This window comes from Streptococcus sp. HSISS3 (genome assembly GCF_000448605.1).
Lineage (GTDB): Bacteria > Bacillota > Bacilli > Lactobacillales > Streptococcaceae > Streptococcus > Streptococcus raffinosi.
Genome location: NZ_CM002130.1, coordinates 2,140,188 through 2,162,638, shown reverse-complemented (window position 1 = coordinate 2,162,638; position 22,451 = coordinate 2,140,188). Strand labels below are relative to the sequence as shown.

Annotated in this window: 16 protein-coding genes and 1 pseudogene; 11 read left to right on the top strand and 6 right to left on the bottom strand. The window is 41.0% G+C overall.

Annotation, left to right across the window (positions count from 1 at the left end):
• The first annotated feature begins 84 nt into the window (after positions 1–84).
• On the top strand, positions 85–720 hold the full coding sequence (locus tag HSISS3_RS09950; protein WP_021152594.1) for a CHAP domain-containing protein: 636 nt from the start codon (positions 85–87) through the stop codon (positions 718–720).
• A gap of 101 nt (positions 721–821) precedes the next feature.
• Here the strand turns inward: HSISS3_RS09950 and HSISS3_RS09945 are convergent, their stop codons facing one another.
• Positions 822–2,504, bottom strand: a complete 1,683-nt coding sequence (locus HSISS3_RS09945) for a ribonuclease J1 (RefSeq protein WP_002889315.1) — start codon at positions 2,502–2,504, stop codon at positions 822–824.
• A 4-nt stretch (positions 2,505–2,508) separates the two neighbouring features.
• Positions 2,509–2,739 (bottom strand): DNA-dependent RNA polymerase subunit epsilon, encoded by a 231-nt coding sequence (locus tag HSISS3_RS09940; RefSeq protein WP_002889311.1) that lies wholly within the window; start codon positions 2,737–2,739, stop codon positions 2,509–2,511.
• A 260-nt stretch (positions 2,740–2,999) separates the two neighbouring features.
• On the opposite strand from HSISS3_RS09940, the gene tsaB reads away from it, so the two are divergent.
• From tsaB to HSISS3_RS09915, 5 genes are read left to right on the top strand one after another with little or no spacing between them, the layout of a single operon-like run.
• A complete protein-coding gene (gene tsaB / locus HSISS3_RS09935) occupies positions 3,000–3,686 on the top strand; it encodes a tRNA (adenosine(37)-N6)-threonylcarbamoyltransferase complex dimerization subunit type 1 TsaB (protein WP_021146506.1) in 687 nt (228 codons plus the stop codon).
• Entirely contained in the window at positions 3,646–4,101 is a 456-nt protein-coding gene (gene rimI, locus HSISS3_RS09930; RefSeq protein WP_042767138.1) for a ribosomal protein S18-alanine N-acetyltransferase, read from the top strand. Before tsaB ends, rimI begins: the two co-directional genes overlap by 41 nt.
• On the top strand, positions 4,101–5,114 hold the full coding sequence (gene tsaD, locus HSISS3_RS09925) for a tRNA (adenosine(37)-N6)-threonylcarbamoyltransferase complex transferase subunit TsaD (protein ID WP_021152593.1): 1,014 nt from the start codon (positions 4,101–4,103) through the stop codon (positions 5,112–5,114). The genes rimI and tsaD overlap by 1 nt, the downstream gene beginning before the upstream one ends.
• Before the next feature lie 50 nt (positions 5,115–5,164).
• Complete coding sequence (locus HSISS3_RS09920; protein WP_021152592.1) at positions 5,165–5,857, top strand: AzlC family ABC transporter permease; 693 nt, start codon at positions 5,165–5,167, stop codon at positions 5,855–5,857.
• A complete protein-coding gene (locus HSISS3_RS09915) occupies positions 5,844–6,170 on the top strand; it encodes an AzlD domain-containing protein (RefSeq protein ID WP_021152591.1) in 327 nt (108 codons plus the stop codon). The genes HSISS3_RS09920 and HSISS3_RS09915 overlap by 14 nt, the downstream gene beginning before the upstream one ends.
• A 54-nt stretch (positions 6,171–6,224) precedes the next feature.
• Here HSISS3_RS09915 and HSISS3_RS09910 read toward each other — a convergent pair.
• The 3 genes and pseudogenes from HSISS3_RS09910 to rnhC form a co-directional block, all read right to left on the bottom strand.
• A pseudogene (locus tag HSISS3_RS09910) lies at positions 6,225–8,727 on the bottom strand (ATP-dependent RecD-like DNA helicase).
• A 61-nt stretch (positions 8,728–8,788) separates the two neighbouring features.
• Positions 8,789–9,412: a signal peptidase I gene (gene lepB, locus HSISS3_RS09905; RefSeq protein ID WP_021152587.1), complete on the bottom strand. Its 624-nt coding sequence runs from the start codon at positions 9,410–9,412 to the stop codon at positions 8,789–8,791.
• 18 nt (positions 9,413–9,430) lie between these two features.
• The gene (gene rnhC / locus HSISS3_RS09900) at positions 9,431–10,321 is read right to left on the bottom strand and encodes a ribonuclease HIII (RefSeq protein ID WP_042767137.1); all 891 of its coding nucleotides are present in this window, start codon (positions 10,319–10,321) and stop codon (positions 9,431–9,433) included.
• Between the two features lie 319 nt (positions 10,322–10,640).
• Here rnhC and HSISS3_RS09895 point away from each other — a divergent pair, with 319 nt between their 5' ends.
• Positions 10,641–10,952 (top strand): hypothetical protein, encoded by a 312-nt coding sequence (locus HSISS3_RS09895; protein ID WP_002889294.1) that lies wholly within the window; start codon positions 10,641–10,643, stop codon positions 10,950–10,952.
• Positions 10,949–11,491 carry a CvpA family protein gene (locus tag HSISS3_RS09890; protein WP_008535618.1) on the top strand — a complete coding sequence of 181 codons (543 nt, stop codon included), beginning with the start codon at positions 10,949–10,951 and terminating at the stop codon, positions 11,489–11,491. Before HSISS3_RS09895 ends, HSISS3_RS09890 begins: the two co-directional genes overlap by 4 nt.
• Positions 11,492–11,592: 101 nt before the next feature.
• Here the strand turns inward: HSISS3_RS09890 and HSISS3_RS09885 are convergent, their stop codons facing one another.
• On the bottom strand, positions 11,593–13,941 hold the full coding sequence (locus HSISS3_RS09885) for an endonuclease MutS2 (RefSeq protein WP_021152586.1): 2,349 nt from the start codon (positions 13,939–13,941) through the stop codon (positions 11,593–11,595).
• A gap of 174 nt (positions 13,942–14,115) precedes the next feature.
• Between HSISS3_RS09885 and polA the strand changes: the two genes are divergently transcribed.
• The 3 genes from polA to HSISS3_RS12055 form a co-directional block, all read left to right on the top strand.
• Complete coding sequence (polA, locus tag HSISS3_RS09880) at positions 14,116–16,755, top strand: DNA polymerase I (protein WP_021152585.1); 2,640 nt, start codon at positions 14,116–14,118, stop codon at positions 16,753–16,755.
• Between the two features lie 719 nt (positions 16,756–17,474).
• Positions 17,475–20,144: a YSIRK signal domain/LPXTG anchor domain surface protein gene (locus HSISS3_RS09875; protein WP_021152584.1), complete on the top strand. Its 2,670-nt coding sequence runs from the start codon at positions 17,475–17,477 to the stop codon at positions 20,142–20,144.
• Between the two features lie 108 nt (positions 20,145–20,252).
• Positions 20,253–22,451, top strand: a 2,199-nt coding sequence (locus HSISS3_RS12055) for an AAA family ATPase (protein WP_042772010.1), incomplete at its 3' end; no start/stop codon positions are given.

Below are 22,451 nucleotides of genomic sequence, written 5' to 3'. Positions count from 1 at the left end.
GTTATATTTCTTTACTCTTCCTTAATCGCATTAAAATATGAGAGTGTTACACTTATTCCATATTAATCTTATTCAGGGGGAATTATGAAAACTACAAAAAAAGCTGCTTTGGCAGCAGCTTCAAGTGCATTATTACTAGGTCTTACAGTCGCACAGACAGCCAAGGCTGATGCTTATACAATTCAGAATGGAGATTCGTTCTTTGGAATTGCCAGTCAGTATGGGGTAGACCCGTATCAATTAGCAGCTGAGAACGGTATGACTATCTGGTCAACTATTGTTCCTGGTGAAACTCTGGACGTTTCTGGGGCAACTGCTACTGTAGCAGATACAGAGGCAACTGAAACTTCTTCAGAGGTTACGGCTTCTGATTCAGACGCTACCTGGAATCGTTATCCAGTTGGTCAATGTACATGGGGTGTTAAAGAAGTTGCTCCATGGGCAAGTAGCTGGTGGGGTAATGGTGGTGATTGGGCAGGAAGCGCTGCTAGCCAAGGTTATGCTGTAGGTTCGACACCTGCTGCTGGGTCAATTGTATGTTGGACTGATGGTGGCTATGGACACGTTGGATATGTCACACAAGTCGGTCAAGATGGACAAATTCAAATCTTGGAATCTAACTATAACAATCAGCAACACATCGATAACTATCGTGGTTGGTTTGACCCACAAAATTCAACAACACCAGGTTCAGTATCTTACATTTATCCAGGTGTATAAGAAGAAGCGCTCATTGCGGCGCTTTTTTACTTGAGAAGAGTTGTACACTGGGTGAAATTAGAGCCGAAAAAATATGGTAGCTTTGTCGCTACCATATTTTTTTATTTATCAGGAGTGAGAATCATTGGGATGATGATAGGCTCACGCTCTGTTTTTTCGTATAGGAATGGTCGTAACGCATTGACGATAGCTCCGTTAACGGATTGTATGCTAGCGTCCTTATTTTTAAGGGCGATACGAATAGCATTAAATAGAATACGTTGGCTTTCACGAATGAGATCGCCTGATTCACGCATGTAGATGAAACCACGGCTAAGGATGTCTGGACCAGCCAAAATCATTTTAGATTTGAAATCAACAGTTGCTACGGCAAGGACAACCCCATCTTCTGAAAGATCTCGGCGGTCACGTAGGACTGCAGCTCCAATATCACCGACACCATTACCATCTACATAGATGTCTTGGGCATTGAAGTGACCTGCACGACGAGCAGAGTCTTTAGTTAGGGCAAGAACATCACCGTTTTCCATGATAAAGATGTTATCTTTAGGAATATCACAGTCAATTGCAAGTCCTGCGTGGACTTTCTGCATACGGTATTCACCGTGAACAGGCATAAAGAATTTTGGTTTGATCAAACGAAGCATCAGTTTTTGCTCTTGTTGACCACCGTGTCCAGAGGTATGGATGTTGTTAATCTTACCATGTATGACATCTACACCAGCTTCTTGGATAGTATTAATCAAACGGTTAACGCTGGTTGTATTTCCTGGAATAGGGCTAGATGAGAAGATGACAGTATCACCGGGTTGTAGTGTCACTTGTCGGTGCATACCATTAGCGATACGTGCTAGGGCTGCCATAGGTTCTCCTTGAGAACCGGTACACATGATAAGAATCTCACTAGCATGATAATTCTTCATCTCACTAGGATCGATGATAGTTCCTTTTGGAACCTTGATATAACCTAGCTCTACACCATTAACAATGGCTTTTTCCATAGAGCGTCCAAAGACAACAATCTTACGACCGGTTTTTACAGCGGCCTCAGCAGCTTGTTGAAGACGGAAAATGTTAGAGGCAAATGAAGCGAAGATAATACGTCCATGAATGCCTTCAATGATTTTCATGATGGATTGGCCAACCACCTTCTCAGAATTAGTGAAAGTTGGTACTTCGGCATTGGTTGAGTCGGAGAGGAGGCAAAGGACGCCTTCTTCACCAAGAGCAGCCATGCGATGAAGGTCTGCTGGTTCACCAACTGGAGTGAAGTCGAACTTAAAGTCACCGGTACAAACGACTTTACCTTGAGGTGTATGGATGACAATTCCGAGCGGCTCTGGAATAGAGTGAGTCGTACGGAAGAAAGTTACGCTAAGATTTTTGAAAGTAAGCTCTGTATTAGCATTAATTTCATAGAGTTGTGCGTCACGAAGTAGTCCGTGTTCTTCCAATTTTCCTTTGATGAGGGCGAGGGCAAGCGGCCCTGCGTAGATTGGGATGTTTGCCTGCTTAAGAAGGAAGGGGATACCACCGATATGGTCTTCGTGACCGTGAGTAATGACAAGAGCCTTGACACGGTCAACGTTTTCAACGATGTAAGAATAGTCTGGGATGACATAGTCAATACCGAGAAGATCATCCTCAGGGAATTTAATACCTGCATCGACGATGATAATCTCATCTTGGTATTCAATACCGTAGGTGTTCTTACCGATTTCTCCCAAACCACCAATCGCATAAACCCCAACTTCTTCAGGTTTTAGATTGATTTTTGATGTCATGGTCTTAGAACTCCGTTACTTCAAACACGCCTGTTTCCTTTTCGTATTCAAGAGCTTTTTCTGAAAGAAGCTCGATGTATTCGATGTTGTAGGCGGTGTTATTTTCAATAATTTGACGAGCTTGGATACGGCCTGCAAGCTCATTTTCTGCATCAATATCTAAGTAGAGTGATTTTGTCTGTTCACGGCGTGGGTTACGCTCTTTAGTTTCTTGGTAAAAAACTTTATAAATCATGGTTTTCCTTTCTTTACAAAAGGCTCTGCCATTCTATAAAAAAACCGGTCAAGTCAATCATTCAGGGATTCACTTGACGTTATGATATTCACTTTTATGAGTAATAGCTAGTAGCCTTGATTCGTTTGCAATTACTATTATTGTACCATAAGATAGGGGCTAGATAAAGAAAATGGCGGAAAAAGTTGGAAAATGTTCGTTTATGGGAAGTAGAGACTTGTGTTATAATAGAGAAGCATAAAAGGAAGCAAGGAAAAAAGATGAAAATATTAGCATTTGATACTTCTAGTACGGCTTTGTCAGTAGCTTTGTTGGAAGATGAGAACCTAGTGGCAGAGTCAACTGTGACGGTAAAAAAGAACCACAGCATTAGTTTGATGCCGACTATTGATTTTTTGGTTGCTCAGGCAGGATGGCAGCCAGCTGATTTAGAACGTATAGTAGTTGCCCAGGGTCCTGGATCCTATACAGGGCTTCGTGTGGCTGTCGCAACTGCCAAGACTTTGGCCTATGCTCTTGGTATTGATTTGGTGGGAGTTTCAAGTCTACAGGCCCTGACGGACCTTACGGCTGATGGCATTGTGATTCCTATTATGGATGCCCGTCGTAACAATGTCTACGTTGGCTTTTATGAAAATGGTCAAGCCATCGTTTCTGACCATCATGCCGCTTTTGCAGATGTTTTAGAGCAGGCTAAAGCTTATGAGAAGGTAACATTTGTCGGTGAAGTGGCTAATTTTGTGGATCAGATTAAGGAAAATCTTCCAAATGCAACTGTTTTGTCAAGCCTTCCATCAGCTCAGTTAATTGGTCGTTTAGGTTTGTATTTGCCTTCTGTTGATGTGGATGCTTTTGTTCCACATTACTTGAAGCGGGTTGAGGCAGAGGAGAATTGGCTCAAGACGCATGAGGAGACTAATCGTGACAACTACATCAAGCGCGTCTAGATTGAGTAGCCAAGAGCAAGCTCAACTGATTTATCAGATTTTGTCGGATGTTTATGACAAGTCTCCTTGGACGATAGAACAAGTGGCAGCAGACTTGGCTTTAGATACTACGGAATATTTCTATGTGTATGATCAGGAAGAAGTTGTTGGTTTTTTAGCTCTTCAAAATTTGGTGGGTGAGCTTGAGGTGACCAATATCGCCGTTTTAAAAGCTTATCAAGGGCGTGGTTATGCTAGTCAGTTGATGAAGCATTTGGAAGATCGTAGTGAGCCAATCTTTCTTGAAGTTAGGGCTTCAAATCAAGTCGCTCAGGCACTTTATAGAAAATTTGGTTTTGAAAATCTAGGAATTCGAAAAAATTATTATCATGAGCCTCAAGAGGATGCGGTTATCATGAGGCGAGAGGAAGTCTAATGGCAGATAGATATATTTTGGCAGTGGAGAGCTCGTGTGACGAGACTTCAGTTGCCGTTTTGAAAAATGAAAAGGAACTTTTAAGTAATATTATTGCCAGTCAGGTGGAAAGCCATAAACGTTTTGGTGGTGTTGTTCCTGAGGTGGCTAGTCGTCACCATGTGGAAGTGGTGACGCTTTGCATCAAGGATGCCCTTTCAGAGGCGGGCATTAGTGCTAAACAACTAGATGCTGTAGCGGTAACCTATGGTCCAGGTTTGGTCGGGGCACTTTTAGTTGGCATGGCAGTGGCTAAGGCCTTTGCTTGGGCTCATGGTTTGCCTTTGATTCCAGTTAATCATATGGCTGGGCATCTGATGGCGGCGCGTGAGGTTCAAGAGTTAGAATATCCCCTCTTAGCACTTTTGGTGTCTGGGGGACATACAGAGTTGGTTTATGTGTCAGAACCAGGAAATTACAAGATTGTTGGTGAGACACGTGATGATGCAGTTGGTGAGGCCTATGACAAGGTCGGCCGTGTGATGGGCTTGACCTATCCAGCCGGACGTGAAATTGATGAATTGGCTCATAAAGGGAAAGATGTTTATGATTTTCCACGTGCTATGATTAAAGAAGAAAACTTGGAATTTTCATTTTCAGGTTTGAAGTCAGCCTTTATCAATTTACATCACAATGCAGAGCAAAAGGGAGACCTTCTAGTCAAAGAAGACCTTTGTGCTTCCTTCCAAGCAGCTGTTTTGGATATTCTACTAGCTAAGACCAAGAAAGCCTTGGAGCGTTATTCTGTCAAGACATTTGTTGTGGCTGGTGGCGTGGCAGCTAATCAGGGATTACGTGAACGTTTGGCTGAAGAAATCACAGATGTGGATGTAGTCATCCCACCTTTACGTCTCTGTGGTGATAATGCTGGCATGATTGCCTTAGCAGCAGCTATTGAATGTGATAAGAAACATTTTTCTGATTTGGACTTGAATGCTAAGCCAAGTCTAGCTTTTGCAGGATTTGAAGAATAAGAAGAACCTCTTACTAGTCTGGTAAGAGGTTCCTTTAGAAAGGATTGTGTGTGTCTGACTTTCGTTTGGGTGTGAAAGCCGCAGTACCCACAGCTCTAGGTTATGTGGCTATTGGCCTTGCCTTTGGTGTGGTAGCAGCGGCTTCGGGACTATCAGCTCTTGAAGTTGGTCTTATGTGTGCCTTGGTTTACGGTGGTTCGGCTCAATTTGCCATGTGTGCCTTAGTGGTTGCAGGGGCCAGCCTGGGTGAGTTAACCTTGACTGTTTTCTTGGTTAATTTGCGTAACATGTTGATGAGTTTACATGCAACGACGATTTTTACAAAAATAAGTCTCTGGAATCAGCTGGGAATTGGTAGTCTGATTACGGATGAAAGTTACGGAGTCTTGTTGGGAGAATATGTGCATCATAAAGATATTTCCGCTAACTGGATGCATGGTAACAATATTTTCAGTTATCTGGTTTGGATTGTATCATCAGTAATTGGTTGCTTGATTGGTTCAATGATTCCTAATCCTGAGCTTTTTGGCTTGGATTTTGCCTTAATTGCTATGTTTATCGGCTTGTTAAGTAGCCAGATTGATGCCTTGTTAGGGGAAGGCGTGCGTAAGCTACTCTTGATTCTACTATCTATTGCGGTGGCTTATCTGAGCTTTAGTATCATCTTGTCAGAATCTTTGGCAGTCCTAGTGGTAACTTTGATTGGATGTAGTGTGGGGGTGATGTGTGATGGCCGTCAATAAGTTTATTCTCATTGCTATTCTACTTGGGTTTGTGGTCAGCTGGGTTCCTCGTGTTCTTCCCTTTGTCTTGGTTAAATACAAGGGCTTACCAGATATTGTTGTTCGTTTTTTGCACTATCTGCCAGTTTCTATTCTCTTTGCCCTGATTCTCTCAAGCCTCATGACTGAGAAAATCGGTTACTTGCCGCAGTCTAAGTGGATGGAAATACTGGCTACGGTGCCAACGGTAATTGTAGCATTTAAGAGTAAGAATCTCCTCTATGCTGTGATCGTTGGTATTGTGTTCATGGCCCTGATTCGATTAGTATTTTAATAAATGAAAAGACTTGGAGTTGCTCTTAGTGAGTCGCTTTCCAAGTTTTTTTCTTTAGTTGCTGTTAAAAAAGGCTGAAATATCATCTTCGCTGAGACCAATCATTGGGTCAATAGTGGCCCAATTGTCTTCAGTTAAACGATAGTTTTCTACTATTTGCACAGGTTTGTTAACAGACTTATCCACAGCTTGTGAATAAGTGTTGATAAGAGTTGTATCTGTATTGACATCTTCTGAGAATCCTTTATTTTCAAGGGTTTCTGAGGGGTCAGCCTTTTTCGTTTTGTTTGATTGGAGGCGTCTTTTGCCTCGTTTTTAACAATCTTTTCGACAGACTTATCCACAGCTTGTGTATAAGTTTGTTCAAATCGTTGGATGAGGTAGGTATTGCGTTTGGCGCCTTCGTTGTGAACGGCATAATCGAAGGCTGCAATTTCCCCTAACATGACTAGCTTACTCTTGGCGCGTGTGATAGCGGTGTAGATGAGGTTACGCTGTAGCATACGTCCACTTTGGCGTGTGATGGGAAGGATAACGACAGGGAACTCACTTCCTTGGGATTTATGGATTGACATGGCATAGGCCAGGGTAATTTTATGCCACTCGTTGCGAGGATAGATAACCTCATTACCATCAAAGGACATGTAAATTTCGTCCTGCTTGCTTTCAGTGTATTTACCGGGAATCAGGTCGGTAATGATACCGATATCACCATTGAAGACATTGAGTTCTGTATCATTAACCAGATGGAGAATCTTGTCATTCTTACGGAAGAATATGTCATTAAAGGCAAATTGATTGGCCTTTTCTTGGGGGTTGAGTAGGTCCTGCATAATGGTATTGAGATTGTTGATACCAGCCTGTCCTCGGTACATGGGGGCTAGAATCTGCACATCCTGAGCAGCAATCCCGCTCTTTATAGCGGCTGAGACAATTTTAGGAACCATCTGTGGAATATGATTGGCATTGGCTTCAAAGTAAGAGCGATCTGCCTTTTTCTCTGTGAAATCAGCAGGTAGTTGGCCTTGACGCATTTGACTAGCCAAGGTAACGATGGTGGAATCTTCGGATTGCCTGAAAATTTTGGTCAGCGAAACCTTAGGAATCTCATTAATTTGTAAGAGATTAGCCAAGACCTGACCAGGGCCTACGGAAGGTAGCTGGTCTTGGTCACCCACAATGATAACCTGAGTAGAGTCCGCAATGCTCTCAAAGAGTTGATTGGCCAACCAAGTATCAACCATAGAGAACTCGTCAATAATAATCAAATCGCAATCAAGGTAGTCCTCTAAGGTCTTGAAATCATCCTCGCTATTGAGGCCTAAATGTCTATGGATAGTGGCGCTAGGAAGATTGGTTAGTTCCTTCATCCGACGCGCAGCCCGTCCCGTTGGTGCTGCTAAAATAATGGGTAAATCAGTTTTTTGAGATCTAAACCATGAAGGTCAGCATAGGTTTTAATAATTCCGTTGATGACAGTTGTTTTTCCTGTTCCAGGACCACCCGTCAGGATGAAGACCTTGCTTTGTAGTGCTTTAATAATGGCATCTTTCTGAACCTTGTCATAAGTAATACCAAGGTCCTCTTCCACTTCTTCAAGGCTTGCAAGGATTTTGTCTTCAGTACTGATGTTAGGCTGGTCTTTTATGATACGACTCAGGTGGGTATAAATGCCCTGTTCCGCAAAATATAGGGTATTATCAAAGATTTTAGTCTCTATATTTTGAACCTTGTCTTCTTGGATGAGGTTGGTTAATTGGTGAGCAACCAAGGCAGGGTCAAGCTCAATCTGGCGGGCACCCTCCAAAAGGGTAATCGTCCTTTCAAGCAAAGCCTTGGCTTCGATGTAGGTGTCCCCCTCTTCCATACAGGCCTCTAGCAGGCAATGTATTAGGGCGGCTCGTAGACGTTCAGGGGCATCGCTAGCAATCCCCAGACGTTCAGCCAACTGATCGGCCATTTTAAAGCCAATACCCTGAACTTCCTCTACTAAGAGATAGGGATGTTCTTCGATGAGGCTGAGCGATTCTTCCTTGTATTGATTGAAAATTTGTGAAGCAGCCTTTGGTGTCAGTCCATAGCTGGAAAGCTTGGACAAGATTTGCTCGGTTCCATAGTTGATTTTTAACTTTGCAACGAAGGCTTCTCGGTTAACCTTTGAAAGGTTAGGAATCTGTTCTAACTTGTTCGGGCCCTCGAGAATTTTGTCAATAGGATCTTCTCCATAAAGATCGACAATGCGCTCAGCTGTTTTCTTACCAATTCCCTTAAAATTGTCGCTAGAGAAATACTTGATAAGGCCACTGGCAGAAGGTTTTGAACGTTCGTAGCGAGTCATTTGTAGCTGTTCGCCATATTTTGGGTGGTTGGTTAGCTGCCCCCAGAAGGTATAATCTTCCCCCTCCATGACATCTCCCATGGTTCCCGTGACAATGATTTCAAAGTCTTCAAAGTCACTGTCAGTTTCGTCAATCTCTAAGAGTAGGATACGAAAGAAATTACTGGCATTTTCAAAAATGACACGTTGAATAGTTCCTGAAAAATAATATTCTTGCATGTGTGTTTTCCTAGATACATAATAAGGCTGGGTTTCCCCAACCTTATCTTATTTAGTGTGATTAGTTGTCCTCAACGCCACCGATTTTATTAAGTGGCCAGAAGCGGAATTTGACTTCTCCTACAAGAGCACTTTCATCAAAGTAACCAACTGCACGGCTATCTTTAGAAACGATACGGTTGTCTCCAAGTAGGAAATATTTGCCTTCTGGAACAGTAACCGTGAAGGTCGTATTGCCCTCAGCATTGACTGTGAAGGCCTTGGCATCCTTGGCTAACTGTTGGAAGTAATCGCGGTAGTCATATTCTTTTTGTAATTTGTCCTTAGCAAAGGCAGCCTGAAATTCCTTGAGATAATTCTCTTTAACTTCCTTGCCATTGACGGTAAGTTTATCATTTTGATAGGTAATGGTATCACCTGGCATCCCAATGACACGTTTTACAATTTGTTTGGTCTTACCTTCTTCAACTTCCTTGGCAACGACAATGTCAAAACGTTCAATAGACGTGTGCTTCAAAACGATAACACGCTGTCTATCTGCTAGGGTTGGATCCATTGAGTGGCCGTCAACTTGGACAGGGAGCCAGAGGAAAAGACGTGTCAAGAGGAAGAAGGTGATAAAGAGGATGAAAACTCCCCATTCACGAAGGAATTTGAGGAATAATTGGGTCCATTTGTTTTGCATAGTTAAGGCCTTTCAGGATTATTTTAAGCGTTGGTAGGCTTTTTTAGTATTGGCGAAATGATATTTAGCAGTTGCTTGGAGAGCCTGATCTCCATATGCTTGTAGGAGCTTGGCAGCGACCTGATCGGACTTGGTTCCTGCTCCCGAAGGCAGGGTATAGCCCACTTCTTGGCTGAGTTTATCCAGATTTTCCAGGAAGAGATTGCGAGCGATGATAGAACTTACCGCCACAGCTAGGTATTTGCCTTCAGCTTTCTCTTCTAAGGTGATGGGATTGTCAAAGCGATTGCGCTCCTTCTTAAGGTATTTTTGATAATTTTTCTCACTGGTAAAAGCATCGATGACAATCTTATCTGGTTTCGCTCCTGCTTGTAACAGTAGGAAAATAGCTTGATTGTGGAGGGCTACTTTGACTGATACAGCATTGTGTGCCTTGCCGTCTCCTACCACTTCATTGTACTTCTGGGGTGAAAGTAGTAGTGCCTTGTGAGGAATCTTCTCCTCCAAGAGCGGGGCAAGCTGACGAATCTTGCTATCATTGAGATTTTTAGAATCATCGACCCCCAAGGACTTCAATAAAGCATGGTCGGCTGGTGTCACTAGACTAGCTACGACCGCTAGTCCACCAAAATAGGAGCCATTTCCCACTTCGTCTGATCCAATTAGGGCTAGATTTTGCCCTTCAGGTGACTGCTTAGGCTCAGCTTGGTAGCCAAAACGGCTAGCTAGAACCTCTGGTTTAGCACCCTGGAAGGTTACCTTACCTGAAGTATAGGCAATAACACTTGTGCCATTGACCTTGGCTGAAAAACTAGCATAGGGATTGTTAGTCGCAGTCGCATAGCTTGCCAGGTCTTTCTGAAGTGTTGAAATCTGCTTTGCTGTCATTTTTAATACGATTGTGCCCATGGAATCTATTTTAGCACAAAAAAGGAGAATTGGCAGATATTTTACAGGGACTAAGTCTTGAAAAATGATTTTTCTGGGGAAGTGCAAAGTCTAAAATTTACGAAAGTTAAAATTTAGGATATAATGATTAAAAAGAGAATGCCGATTTTTGCCTTTTTTTCTAAATTGTAAAAGAGTGTCTGGCATTTGAGTATCAAATACGCCCCAAGGCAAGTGTATAAATCTTGTTCGGTAAGAAGGAAATCTACTACACTAATAAGTAAGGAGAAGCTGCGGTGGACAATCTATGACCACCATTAATTAGGCAGTTAATAAGCAAATGGCAAGTAAAAACCGTTACAAATTTCATTTTGGAGAGAAAAAACTGACGCTAACGACTGACAAGGATAATCTATTCATGGAAGAAGTAGAGCGTGTTGCTCATGAAAAATATAATATTATCAAGGAGCAGATGAAAAAGGCTGACAATGAAACCATCGCTATTTTAATGGCTATTAATTCATTGTCAACGCAATTAGAACGTGAAATCCAAGTGGAAGATATGGAAAAAGAGTTGGAAATCCTAAGAGCTAAGCAACTCGAACAACTAAAAGGCAAAGCAACGGCTAAGCGTAATGGGGATGACGCATGATTGGGCTTCTTGTCTTAGCCATTGTAGCTTGGAATTTTTACATTGGCTACCGTCGTGGTCTCTTTATGCAAGCCTATTATGTGGTTTCAGTCATTATCGCCATGGGTGTGGCTGCTTATTTTTATCAACCGCTAGGCGAGGCTATTAATCTTTGGGTACCTTATACCAATCCGACTAGGGATGCTAGCATAGCTTTCTTTACAGACCAGAATATTTTTTCACTTGACCGTGTCTACTATGCTGGTGTCGCTTATTTCGCCATCTACTGTGTGGCTTATTATGGTTTGCGTTTTCTTGGGATTTTCTTTCATTTTGTGAGAATTGAGCGACTTGACCAGAGACGTTACCAAGTGGTAGGTGGTGTCTTGGCTTCATTGGTGAGCCTTGTTCCCGTGACCATGTTAGGTAACATTCTTGCAACTGTGCCTATGAACAACATCCAAACACTCCTGTCATCAAGTTGGGTATTACGTTTTTTGATTAATTACTATTTTCCAGTGAGTCAAATCATCCAGCACTTGTGGACCAGTGTGATATAGAAAAAAGAAGTCTTCCTTGATTGAGGGAGCCTTTTTTTTGTTACTGGATTTGGAGCGTATGAAAAAGACTGGACATAGTGTCTCAGTCTTTCTTATATTGCTTACCCTAGAGTTGCAATGGTACATCCAGAACCACCGGCACTTTGTGGGGCATATTCAAAACTTTTAACATGGCGATGACGGCGGAGATATTTGGTAACAGCATCACGGATAACACCTGTACCAATACCGTGGATGATGTCCACCTGACTCATGTTATTAAGTAGGGCTTGGTCAATAAAGGCATCAAGCTCTTGCATAGCTTCTTCGTAACGTTTCCCACGAAGGTCTAGACGGGCACGAGGACCACCAGATGCCTTCTTGGCTTTTTTAACCACGTTAATCTGTTTCTTCTTAGGTTGTTGGGCTTCAGCTTGGGCACGAACCAGAGTGAATTCATCCGCTTTGAGTGTCATCTTGATGAGACCTACTTGAGCTTCCCAGTTACCATTTTTGGTCTGACTGGTAAGAGTACCACGTTGACCATAGGCGGTAACGATGATATCATCTCCAACACGAGGGGCACGCGCAGCCTTTTCTTTCTTAGCCTTACGAAGGACCTTATTCTTAGAGAGGTCCACTTGTGGGGCAAGTTTCTTGAGTTTTCCTTTGGCATCGATAACTTCATGAGGCTTGAGTTGACTCTTATCATGGAGATTTTTGAGAATACTATCGCTCTCAGCCAAAGCTGTATCAACCATATCCTGAATTTCTTTTTGAGCTTTTTCGAGTTCCTTGTCGTACTCATGGGAGAATTCATTATAGAGTTTCTTAACCGCACGGTTGAATTTAAGGTTCTCTTGCTCAACGTCCTTGATGTGTTCCAGACGTTTTTGTGTTTCCACAGTTTGGGCCTCAAGTTGCTCGATGATACGGTTGACATCACTATCAGTATCCGTGAGGTTTTCTGCCTCCTTGACAATAATCTCATTCAAACCGAGGCGTCGAGCAATTTCAAAGGCATTAGAACGACCAGGAACCCCTTGCATAAAACGATAGGTAGGACTTAAAGTCGCTGTGTCAAACTCCATGCTGGCATTTTCCACATGTTGCGTCTCAATCCCATAGGCCTTAAGCTCAGGATAGTGAGTAGTAGCCATGGTCTTAATCTGGCTCAAACGGAGGTGCTCTAGGATTGCCATGGCTAGACTAGCCCCTTCCTGAGGGTCGGTACCAGCCCCAAGCTCATCGACCAAGACCAGACTGTTACTGTTGGCAGCATTCAGAATCTCAACAATGTGGGTCATGTGACTAGAGAATGTTGACAAACTCTGTTCGATAGACTGTTCATCTCCGATATCCGCAAAAATCTCTTGGAAAATGGCGACACGGCTGCCCTTATCAGCTAAAATTGGTAGACCAGATTGAGCCATTAGTTGTGCTAGTCCTAGCGTTTTAAGCATGACCGTTTTACCACCAGTATTGGGACCTGTGATGACAATGGCCGTAAGGTCCTCATCAAAGTGCAAATCGTTGGCTACAGGATTGACCAAAAGAGGGTGACGAACGTTAAGTAGTTGTAGTGTTTGGTTGTCACTAATCTTTGGAATAACCGCTTTTTTATCATGGAGATAGAGGTATTTTCCTCGAATGAAATCCATGTGGCCCAAAATCCAAGCGTTGTTGGCGATAGCAGTCGCTTGTGGACGGAGTTGGTCAGACAGTTCATGCAGGATGCGGGCCATCTCGTGGCGTTCGTCTGCACGTAATTGTGTAATTTCTTCGTTAAGCTGGATAACGGCGCGTGGCTCGATATATACTGTGTTTCCAGAGCTTGAGATGTCATGCACAACTCCAGCAATACGGTTACGGTAGGTGTTTTTGACAGGAAGCACCGAACGACCGTTACGACTAGCAATCAAACTCTCAGCCAACATGTGGCCAGATTTCTTGAGAATGTCTTGCAAGGTCTGGCGAATGGCATCATCACAAGATTTAAGTTGGCGACGAATATTTTGCAACTCTGGGCTAGCAAAATGCTCAATAAAACCACCGTCATTGATGCTCTGAAGACTGCCTTGTAGACTTGGGAAGGCTTCAATCTTATCAAAAAGACGTTTAAGGGCGATGAGCTCTACATTTTCAAGGTCAGCGTAGAAACGACCTAGGTCAGCTGAAGCTTGTAGCACCCTCTTGATAGCAATGAGCTCCTGAATGTTGAGGTCAGCATCTAGCTCTAAGCGACGCAAGGGCTCAGAAATATCTCGCAAGCTACCAATGGCAAAGCTATGGTGCTCTACGAAAATCTCTGCCATTTCTTGAATTTCTGTAAATTGATTTTGAATTCTTTCTGGATTGGTCATAGGCACCAAGTTACGTAACTCCGCCTGAGCCTGTTCGGTCTGCAGGTATTCTGTGAACTGGTCCTTGACCTTGTTAAATTCTAATTGGTCTAAAATCTTTGTGTTCATAGCTTCTATTATAGCACATTTGCCTATGGGGCGTGGAGGTGGGAAATGCCTGAGGTCGTTTTATGGGCGGACTTTTGTCATCAGATGTTGACTAGCTATTTTTACAAAAGAGTCTCCCTAAAATAAGAGATTTTCAATTAAAACCAATGCTCTCATCTATGCTATAATAAACCTATGACTAATCAGAAAAAATTACTCCTAATTGACGGTTCATCCGTTGCCTTTCGTGCTTTTTTCGCACTTTATAATCAAATTGACCGTTTTCGTAACAATAATGGCCTTCATACCAATGCTATCTACGGTTTCCACCTTATGTTGGACAACCTGCTTGAGCGTATCCAACCGACTCATGTTTTGGTAGCCTTTGATGCTGGGAAAACAACTTTCCGTACAGAGATGTTTGCGGACTATAAGGCTGGTCGTGCCAAGACTCCAGAGGAATTCCGTGAGCAGTTCCCTTATATCCGTGAGATGTTGGCTGCACGTGGTATCGCCTATTATGATCTGGCTCAGTACGAGGCAGACGACATTATCGGTACCTTGGCTAAGATGGCTGAAAATACCAGTGAGGACTATCAAATTACTGTTGTCTCTGGGGATAAAGACTTGATTCAGCTGACTGATGAAAATACTGTCGTTGAGATTTCGAAGAAAGGTGTGGCTGAGTTTGAGGCCTTCACACCTGACTACCTCATGGAGAAAATGGGTATTACCCCTGCGCAATTCATCGACCTTAAGGCTCTCATGGGTGATAAGTCCGATAATATTCCAGGAGTTACTAAGATTGGTGAAAAGACTGGTCTCAAGCTCCTCTTGGAACACGGTTCCCTTGAAGGTATCTATGAGCATATTGATGAGATGAAGAAGTCCAAAATGAAGGAAAATCTCATCAATGATAAGGAACAGGCCTTCCTTTCTAAGACCTTGGCGACCATTGATACCCAGTCTCCTATTGAAATTGGCCTAGATGATACGGCCTTTACGGGACCTGACCTTGAAAAATTGGCAGCCTTTTATGACGAAATGGGCTTTGTTCAGTTCAAAAATGCCCTAGGTGGCGAGGCTGTGCCACAAGATTTTGATGTGGCCTACGCAGAGCCTAGTCAAGTGACAGAAGATCACTTTAGCTCTGAAGATTTCTTCTATTTTGAAATCCTTGGTGACAATTATCACACAGAACCTATCATCGGTTTTGCTTGGGGGAATGACAAGCAGATTTATGCGTCTACAGATACTGACCTACTCAAATCAGAGGCATTCCAGACAGCTCTTTCAAAAGCTGTTAATATCTACGATTTCAAGCGTAGTAAGGTGCTTTTGAGCCATTTAGGGATTGACTTGCCTACGGCTAATTTTGATGCACGTCTGGCCAAGTATCTGCTATCAACCGTTGAAGACAATGAATTGTCAACCATTGCCCGTCTCTATACGGACCTACCGTTGGAAACAGATGAAGTGGTCTATGGCAAGGGAGCTAAGCGTGCGGTTCCTGAAAAAGAGGTCTTGCTCAGCCATCTAGCTAAAAAAGTCAAGGTCCTTCAGGTTGCTAAACCGGTTATGCTTGAAAAATTGGCTGAACACGGTCAATCAGAGCTTCTCTTTGACATGGAGTTACCACTGGCAAATGTGCTAGCTAAGATGGAAATCGCTGGTATTAAGGTCAAGGGGCAAACCCTTAACGAGATGGCAGTGGAAAACCAAGTAGTCATCGATAAATTGACCCAAGAAATCTATGAGATGGCGGGCGAAGAGTTTAATATCAACTCGCCAAAACAGTTGGGTGTCATCCTCTTCGAAAAGATGGGACTACCTTTGGAATACACTAAGAAAACCAAGACCGGTTACTCGACAGCTGTTGATGTCCTTGAACGTTTGGCACCAATTGCTCCAATCGTAGCTAAGATTTTGGAGTACCGCCAAATCACTAAGCTTCAGTCTACCTATGTCTTGGGGCTTCAGGATTATATCCTTGAGGATGGCAAGATCCATACACGTTATGTGCAAGATCTAACTCAGACAGGTCGCCTCTCATCAGTGGATCCAAACTTGCAAAATATCCCTGTTCGCTTGGAGCAAGGTCGTCTCATCCGTAAGGCTTTTGTCCCATCGACTGAGGACGCAGTACTTTTAAGCTCGGATTACTCACAGATTGAGTTGCGCGTGCTTGCCCACATTTCGGGAGATGAGCATTTGATTGCAGCCTTTAAAGAGGGGGCAGATATCCATACCTCTACAGCTATGCGTGTCTTTGGTATTGAAAAGCCAGAGGATGTCACACCTAACGATCGTCGTAACGCCAAGGCTGTGAACTTTGGTATCGTTTATGGCATTTCTGACTTCGGCCTTTCTAACAACCTTGGCATTAGCCGTAAGAAGGCCAAGGAGTATATCGACACCTACTTTGAGCGTTATCCTGGTATCAAGGCCTATATGGATAATGTGGTTCGTGAGGCCAAGGATAAGGGTTATGTAGAAACCCTCTTCCATCGCCGTCGTGAGTTGCCAGATATCAATTCTCGTAACTTTAATGTTCGCAACTTCGCAGAGCGTACAGCCATCAACTCGCCTATTCAGGGAAGTGCTGCTGATATCCTCAAGATTGCTATGATTAACTTAGACAAGGCTTTGGTAGAAGGTGGGTATAAAACTAAAATGCTCCTCCAAGTGCACGATGAAATCGTCCTTGAGGTGCCAAACGATGAACTTGTAGCCATGAAAGCCTTGGTTAAAGAAACTATGGAAGCTGCAGTCGAACTCGCTGTCCCACTCATTGCAGATGAGAATGACGGCCGTACATGGTATGAGGCAAAGTAAAACATGAAAGAAAATTTTCCATTTACCTACTTTCTCTTGCGTTATATGTTGGGATTTCTAGCCGTTGTCCTAGCTATCGTAGCAGTATTGGTGATTATCACCTACTTTATGACTAAGTAGAATTAGAAAGATGAAAGTTGGACTGAGGTCCGGCTTTTTTTGATGCGTTTAAGTATTTTGTGTGAATATTATGAGCTTCTTTTCTAAAAGTTTTGAGTTACTTTATAAAATGATATTAAGTTTGTGTGTCGTATTTATGTATTTTGAACTAAAATGTGTTGATGGTATCTTTTATGAGGAGTATTTTTCAATATTTAGTGAAAAATATACCGTTATTTATAAAAATTTTATTTTTAAAAAGTAGAATTATTTGGATGCTTTTAAGAAAATTTAAATTAGAAATCATGATGAATGTGTGAAGATTTAGCTTTCTATACTCTCAAAATATTAAAGGAAAATAAAACGAACATACATTGACATTATCACTGGAATTGTAATGGTTTTACGATTTTTAAAATTGTGTAAAAACAATTATTTTTTAATTATCAATCTAATCTTAATAATAATAAAATGATAATACTAGTTCTATAATATCTTGAAAAATCTTATTTTAAAGGGGTTTAACAACTCGAAATAATGATTTAAATTTTCAAAAAATACTTGACACTCTTAAATTCCGGGAGTAAAATTCTAACATAAAGTTAAAAGGAGAGAAAATTATGAAAAAGAAGCAACTTTTTTCTTTGCGTAAAAAGAAAATTGGATTGTGCTCTGTTATTTTAGGAATGGCTATTATTGGAGGAACTCCATTGGTAGTACATGCGGATAGCGTAGATACAACAACGAACCCAGTTACAGAGCTTGTAGCTACAAGTGGAGGAGATAATACATCAACTCCTGCTGAGGCTAATACAGCTGTGACAACAGCTAGTGCACCAGCTGTTGAATCTGTTACAACATCGACAACTACTACAACAGATTCTAAGCAATCATCAGACGTTGTTTTTCTAGGAGTTGATACGAATAGCAAAACAAGTACAGAAACTGTTAAAGCAACTACGGAATATCGATTGGATGAAAATCTTGATGCTGGAGTGACTAAAGTAGTTTCAGAAGCTAAAGATGGTCAAACGACGACAACAGAAAAAACAGAAGTTAAACAAACAGACTTCGACACTCTTATTGACCCAAGAGTTAAAGATGACACTAACCGTTATGTGACTGAGAAGTTTTATCATATTGATAACAGTAAAGAAGTCCCAAGTGATCGTATCGTTATTGATAAGATTTACTTGGATCTCACTCCTGAGGTGGAGAAAATCGATTTTAGGAATTCAGCGAAATCCCCTCGTGAATTAGCATCAACAGGGTATGCTTTTGTCGTATCAAAGGAAACGAATAAGTTTATACCACAGGAGTATTATAAACCAACGAAATTTCATCCTGGCATAGTTGACTATGATGCGACGGACGAAATGAAATATTTCAATACTGTTGCTGGTAAAATTTATAATATTTCTAGTGGTTCATACCTTTCAAAAATTTTACCACTTCAAAGTAGCGACTCTGACGATATTAAACGTTATTTTTCTGGTCAGTACATCACTGACGGTATGTATGCGGATGCCAAAGCAGCCTTTATGCGTGCTCAAGATGTGGCAAATCGTATTAAAAAAAATGATCAAGAGCAAGGTAGTAATTTATGGGATGATGGGGCAGAAAAAAACTATCAATTTGTTCAAAATGCATTTGATACCATAACACAACGCTATAACAATAGTAGAGGTTATTACGGAACTAAAATTGACTACACAACTGCTCCAACTATGACCGCTGAAGAACGTGAAGAGTTTGAAACAAATCTAAAAAAATTACCACTTGCGATTCGTCAAAATATTTTGAAATTGATTGTAACAGATAATCAATTAGAGAAAACATATAAAGGTACTCCAGCTGGGGCAACGGCCTTTGGGAATACAAAGCATATTATACTAAAAAATTACCGTAAGTTAACTGACCCTATTTATGTAGTAGAAGAAGTGGACGGTAAAGAATTAGCTGTTGAAAAAACAAATGTATCGGTTACTCAACCTAGAGTAATGTTTTCTAATGTATTACATGAATTATCTCATATAATTGACTTTTCTAGCGGATATCAATTACTTGGACTTAGCGATAAAAACCTTGTTGGTTTTTCTGATAGTGATGAATTTAAAGCAATCTATAATACCTACTTTAAAGATAAAGTTGTTGAGGAGTACACAAGGGATAATAATATGGAAGCATTCGCAGATTCTTTAGGAGAGTACATTAAACTAAGAATTTTTGGTATCCAACCTAAACGCTATATTAATCGTCCTGATAAAGATGGAAAAATCCATACGATTAAGTTAATTAAGGGAGATTTTTTATACGACAGCCCGGAAGCATATAGCCCAGTACTCACTGCAGAAGCTGAGACAGGTTACTATTCTAAGTTATACGCTAAGCTTTTCGAAGACCCAGCTGTAGTTACAATGAAAAACAGCAAGACTGTCACTAAAACCGATGTTCAAAATGGTCTTGTGGTTTATGGTGCTAAACCTACTGAAAAAACAATAACAACACCATTTAAAGTTATCTATAAGTCAGATGACAGCAAGGACTTTGGTTATATTGCTGAAGTTGGTGGTAAGAATGGTGAAAAGGTTATCCGCACAAGCTACGTTTTGAAAGATAATAAACCTGAAGCAGTTGAAAAAGTCTTATCTGATATTGCTGCTGTTGATAAAGTAGTGACTAAAGGAACTAAGACAAAAACTGCTATTACTGATGTGATTCCTACTGCTATCAAGTATGTTCAAGATGCAACTCTTGATAAAGGTGTAGAAAAAGCAGACGACAAACATGTTGGTTCACGAGGTTACACAACAGTAACGACTACGTATAAGTTAGATCCTGTAACAGGGGAAATCACATCAAGTGAAACTAAAGTTGTTACACCTATGGTTGAAAAGGTTGTTTATGTTGGAACTAAGGTTACCAAAGTAGATGCTCCTAAACAAGTAGAGCAACCAGCTAAAAAACCTGAATTGAAGCCAGAAATCCAGTCTGAGCAACAACATCACCCAGCTGTGAAACCAGTAGTAGCAACTAAACCACAAGTAGCTATTAGCCAAAAAACACCAAAAGTTGAGAAAGCTCATGTAGTATCAGCTAAGTTAGAACAAGTCTCTACTAATCAAGACGCTACCGTGGAAGCTACACAAGCAGTGGTAAATCGCCGTGGTGCAACAGACTACCAAGCATCTCTACCACAAACAGGTGAAGCAGATACAGCTGTTTACGTCTTAGCAGGTTTGGGGATGGTTGGACTTGCGGGAGTAGCTACTCGTAGGCGTCATGTATAGTATCTTGTAAGAGCTGAATAATCTCATCAATTTGATGAGATTATTTAGTCTAGTGTTAAAAGAGCTTTATGATACTAAATATATACATAAGTAATTAGGAGGGGAGCAATGGCACGATATTTAGTGGGTACAGGTAGCAATTGTTGGAATTTTACTGATGCCTACAATGCTGCTAAAAATGGTGATATCATTGAGTTTGATAAAGGATATACATATGAGCTTCCATCTTTCAGTGTACAGGTAATTGAAAAGGACCTACACTTTGTTGGACACGTGGAAAAGAAAGCAGGTAACAGTACTTTTCATAATGTTCTTAACGCATATTTTGATGTGACAAATGGAGCGAAGGTGACCTTTGAAAATCTATGGTTTAAAACGAGTGATAATAGAGTTGCTCTTTCTGTAACAAATGGGGCAGATGTTTTTTGTACGAATATTTATTTTGAAGAGCAAATTTTAAACAATGAGAAGTTCTTACTTTATGCAAGCAATAACGCTAAGCTTCATCTGAATGAAGTAGGGATGAAGGTGGTTAATGGCTCAACTACGACAGTTGGTGTTTTTTCCTCAGAGTTAATCATTGAAAATTCTAGAATTTTGGGTCAATTAGATTTAGAGCAAGGGTCTAGAATGATGATGAACAGTGTTCACTTGGAGCATTATACTAAAAATGCAATTTGTGCTACTGACTCTAGAATAACGGTAAAAAGCTCAACAATTAAAGGTGGAAATACTCAAAATAATCTTCCTTTGATTTGGTTAGAAAATGTTGTCTGGGCTTCTGAGTCGACATCAATGGTACAACCAAACTATATAAATTCAATTAACTTGTCTGAAAATGTATTATTTTCGTCTCAAAATGACAGAATTACGTCAATAAATACTTATTCAAGTCAAGTGTACTTAGAGCAAACAACAATTACTGATATTATACTCTTAAACGAAAAATCTTTTGGTGTTTTTAGAGGTGAGATTAATTTTCTTGGAAATAACAGCGAAAAGATAGATTTAGAATTAAATGATAACAGTGCAATCTTTGCCGATTGTTTAGTCCTTCATCGTAGTGTTGAGCCTAACTGTCGTGTGTCGAGTTCTTCCTATCTTCAAATAAAAAATCTGAGCTATCCCGAAGGAGATATCGCAGATTTAAATTATGAGATTTCCGATGATAGTAAGTATGTTTTAGAAACTTCCGAAGTACAGATTCAACCGAAAGAAAATGAAAATAATGCTCTTGAGGAACTAAATAATCTTGTTGGTCTTGATAAGGTTAAGCAAGAGATTAAAAAGATGGTTCGTATGGTTGACTTCAACAAAAAGCGTATTGAAAAGGGATTACCGCCTGAAAAGCAGACACTTCATTCTGTTTTTATGGGAAATCCAGGTACAGGTAAGACTACAGTAGCTCGTTTGTTAGGTGAGGTTCTCTATCAAAATGGAGTATTGTCAGGCGATTCTTTCCGATTTGTTGAAGCGACAGAATCTGATTTGATTTCGTCTAATGTGGGCGGTACTGCTGAACAAACTCAACGTTTATTAGAAAAGGCTAAAGGTGGCATCTTATTTATTGATGAAGCTTATACTCTGCATAAGAAACAAGGCGTAGATCATGGTATTGAAGCAATTAACACCATCTTGAAATATATGGAAGATAATCGTGATGATATAATGATTATCTTTGCGGGTTACACGAAAGAAATGGAGCAATTCCTTCAAACTAATCCAGGTCTAAAGTCGCGTGTTCCAAATACCTTTATATTTGAAGATTATAGTGATGATGAAATTGTCCAACTAGGTAAGTCATTCCTTGCTAAAGGAGGTTATAAACTAGAAAATTCAGATTATTATGCTCAACATGTTAAACGTGCTTATGATGTATCGCTTGATAAGAGCAATGGTAGATGGATTCGTAACTTAAATGAGAAATTAGTTAAAACGTTTGCTGCCCGCGTCAATGAGCAAGATTCAGAAGATATTGAGACAATCATGAATGTGGATATCGATGCAGTCTTTGAAGAAGATAAATATAAAGAAGGTGTAGATGGACAAGAAGATGCCATGGTCACTTTGGATAATTTGATTGGTATTTCTAAAGTCAAAGAACAGGTCAAACAGTTTATTGACATGGCAGAGTTTAATAAAAAACGTGCAGAGCAAGGTGGTACTGTAGATGATACAACGCTACATTCTCTATTCTTGGGAAATCCAGGTACAGGCAAGACAACGGTCGCTCGTATTGTAGGTAGTATTCTCTACCAAAAAGGTGTAATAAGTCAGAACAAGTTTATCGAGGTTTCTCGAAGCGAT

What these genes read in the sequence shown, in the direction of transcription:
- HSISS3_RS09950 (WP_021152594.1), top strand. Translation starts at nt 85, where the DNA reads ATGAAAACTACAAAAAAAGCTGCTTTGGCAGCAGCTTCAAGTGCATTA.
- HSISS3_RS09945 (WP_002889315.1), bottom strand. Translation starts at nt 2,504, where the DNA reads ATGACATCAAAAATCAATCTAAAACCTGAAGAAGTTGGGGTTTATGCG.
- HSISS3_RS09940 (WP_002889311.1), bottom strand. Translation starts at nt 2,739, where the DNA reads ATGATTTATAAAGTTTTTTACCAAGAAACTAAAGAGCGTAACCCACGC.
- tsaB (WP_021146506.1), top strand. Translation starts at nt 3,000, where the DNA reads ATGAAAATATTAGCATTTGATACTTCTAGTACGGCTTTGTCAGTAGCT.
- rimI (WP_042767138.1), top strand. Translation starts at nt 3,646, where the DNA reads ATGAGGAGACTAATCGTGACAACTACATCAAGCGCGTCTAGATTGAGT.
- tsaD (WP_021152593.1), top strand. Translation starts at nt 4,101, where the DNA reads ATGGCAGATAGATATATTTTGGCAGTGGAGAGCTCGTGTGACGAGACT.
- HSISS3_RS09915 (WP_021152591.1), top strand. Translation starts at nt 5,844, where the DNA reads ATGGCCGTCAATAAGTTTATTCTCATTGCTATTCTACTTGGGTTTGTG.
- lepB (WP_021152587.1), bottom strand. Translation starts at nt 9,412, where the DNA reads ATGCAAAACAAATGGACCCAATTATTCCTCAAATTCCTTCGTGAATGG.
- rnhC (WP_042767137.1), bottom strand. Translation starts at nt 10,321, where the DNA reads ATGGGCACAATCGTATTAAAAATGACAGCAAAGCAGATTTCAACACTT.
- HSISS3_RS09895 (WP_002889294.1), top strand. Translation starts at nt 10,641, where the DNA reads ATGGCAAGTAAAAACCGTTACAAATTTCATTTTGGAGAGAAAAAACTG.
- HSISS3_RS09890 (WP_008535618.1), top strand. Translation starts at nt 10,949, where the DNA reads ATGATTGGGCTTCTTGTCTTAGCCATTGTAGCTTGGAATTTTTACATT.
- HSISS3_RS09885 (WP_021152586.1), bottom strand. Translation starts at nt 13,941, where the DNA reads ATGAACACAAAGATTTTAGACCAATTAGAATTTAACAAGGTCAAGGAC.
- polA (WP_021152585.1), top strand. Translation starts at nt 14,116, where the DNA reads ATGACTAATCAGAAAAAATTACTCCTAATTGACGGTTCATCCGTTGCC.
- HSISS3_RS09875 (WP_021152584.1), top strand. Translation starts at nt 17,475, where the DNA reads ATGAAAAAGAAGCAACTTTTTTCTTTGCGTAAAAAGAAAATTGGATTG.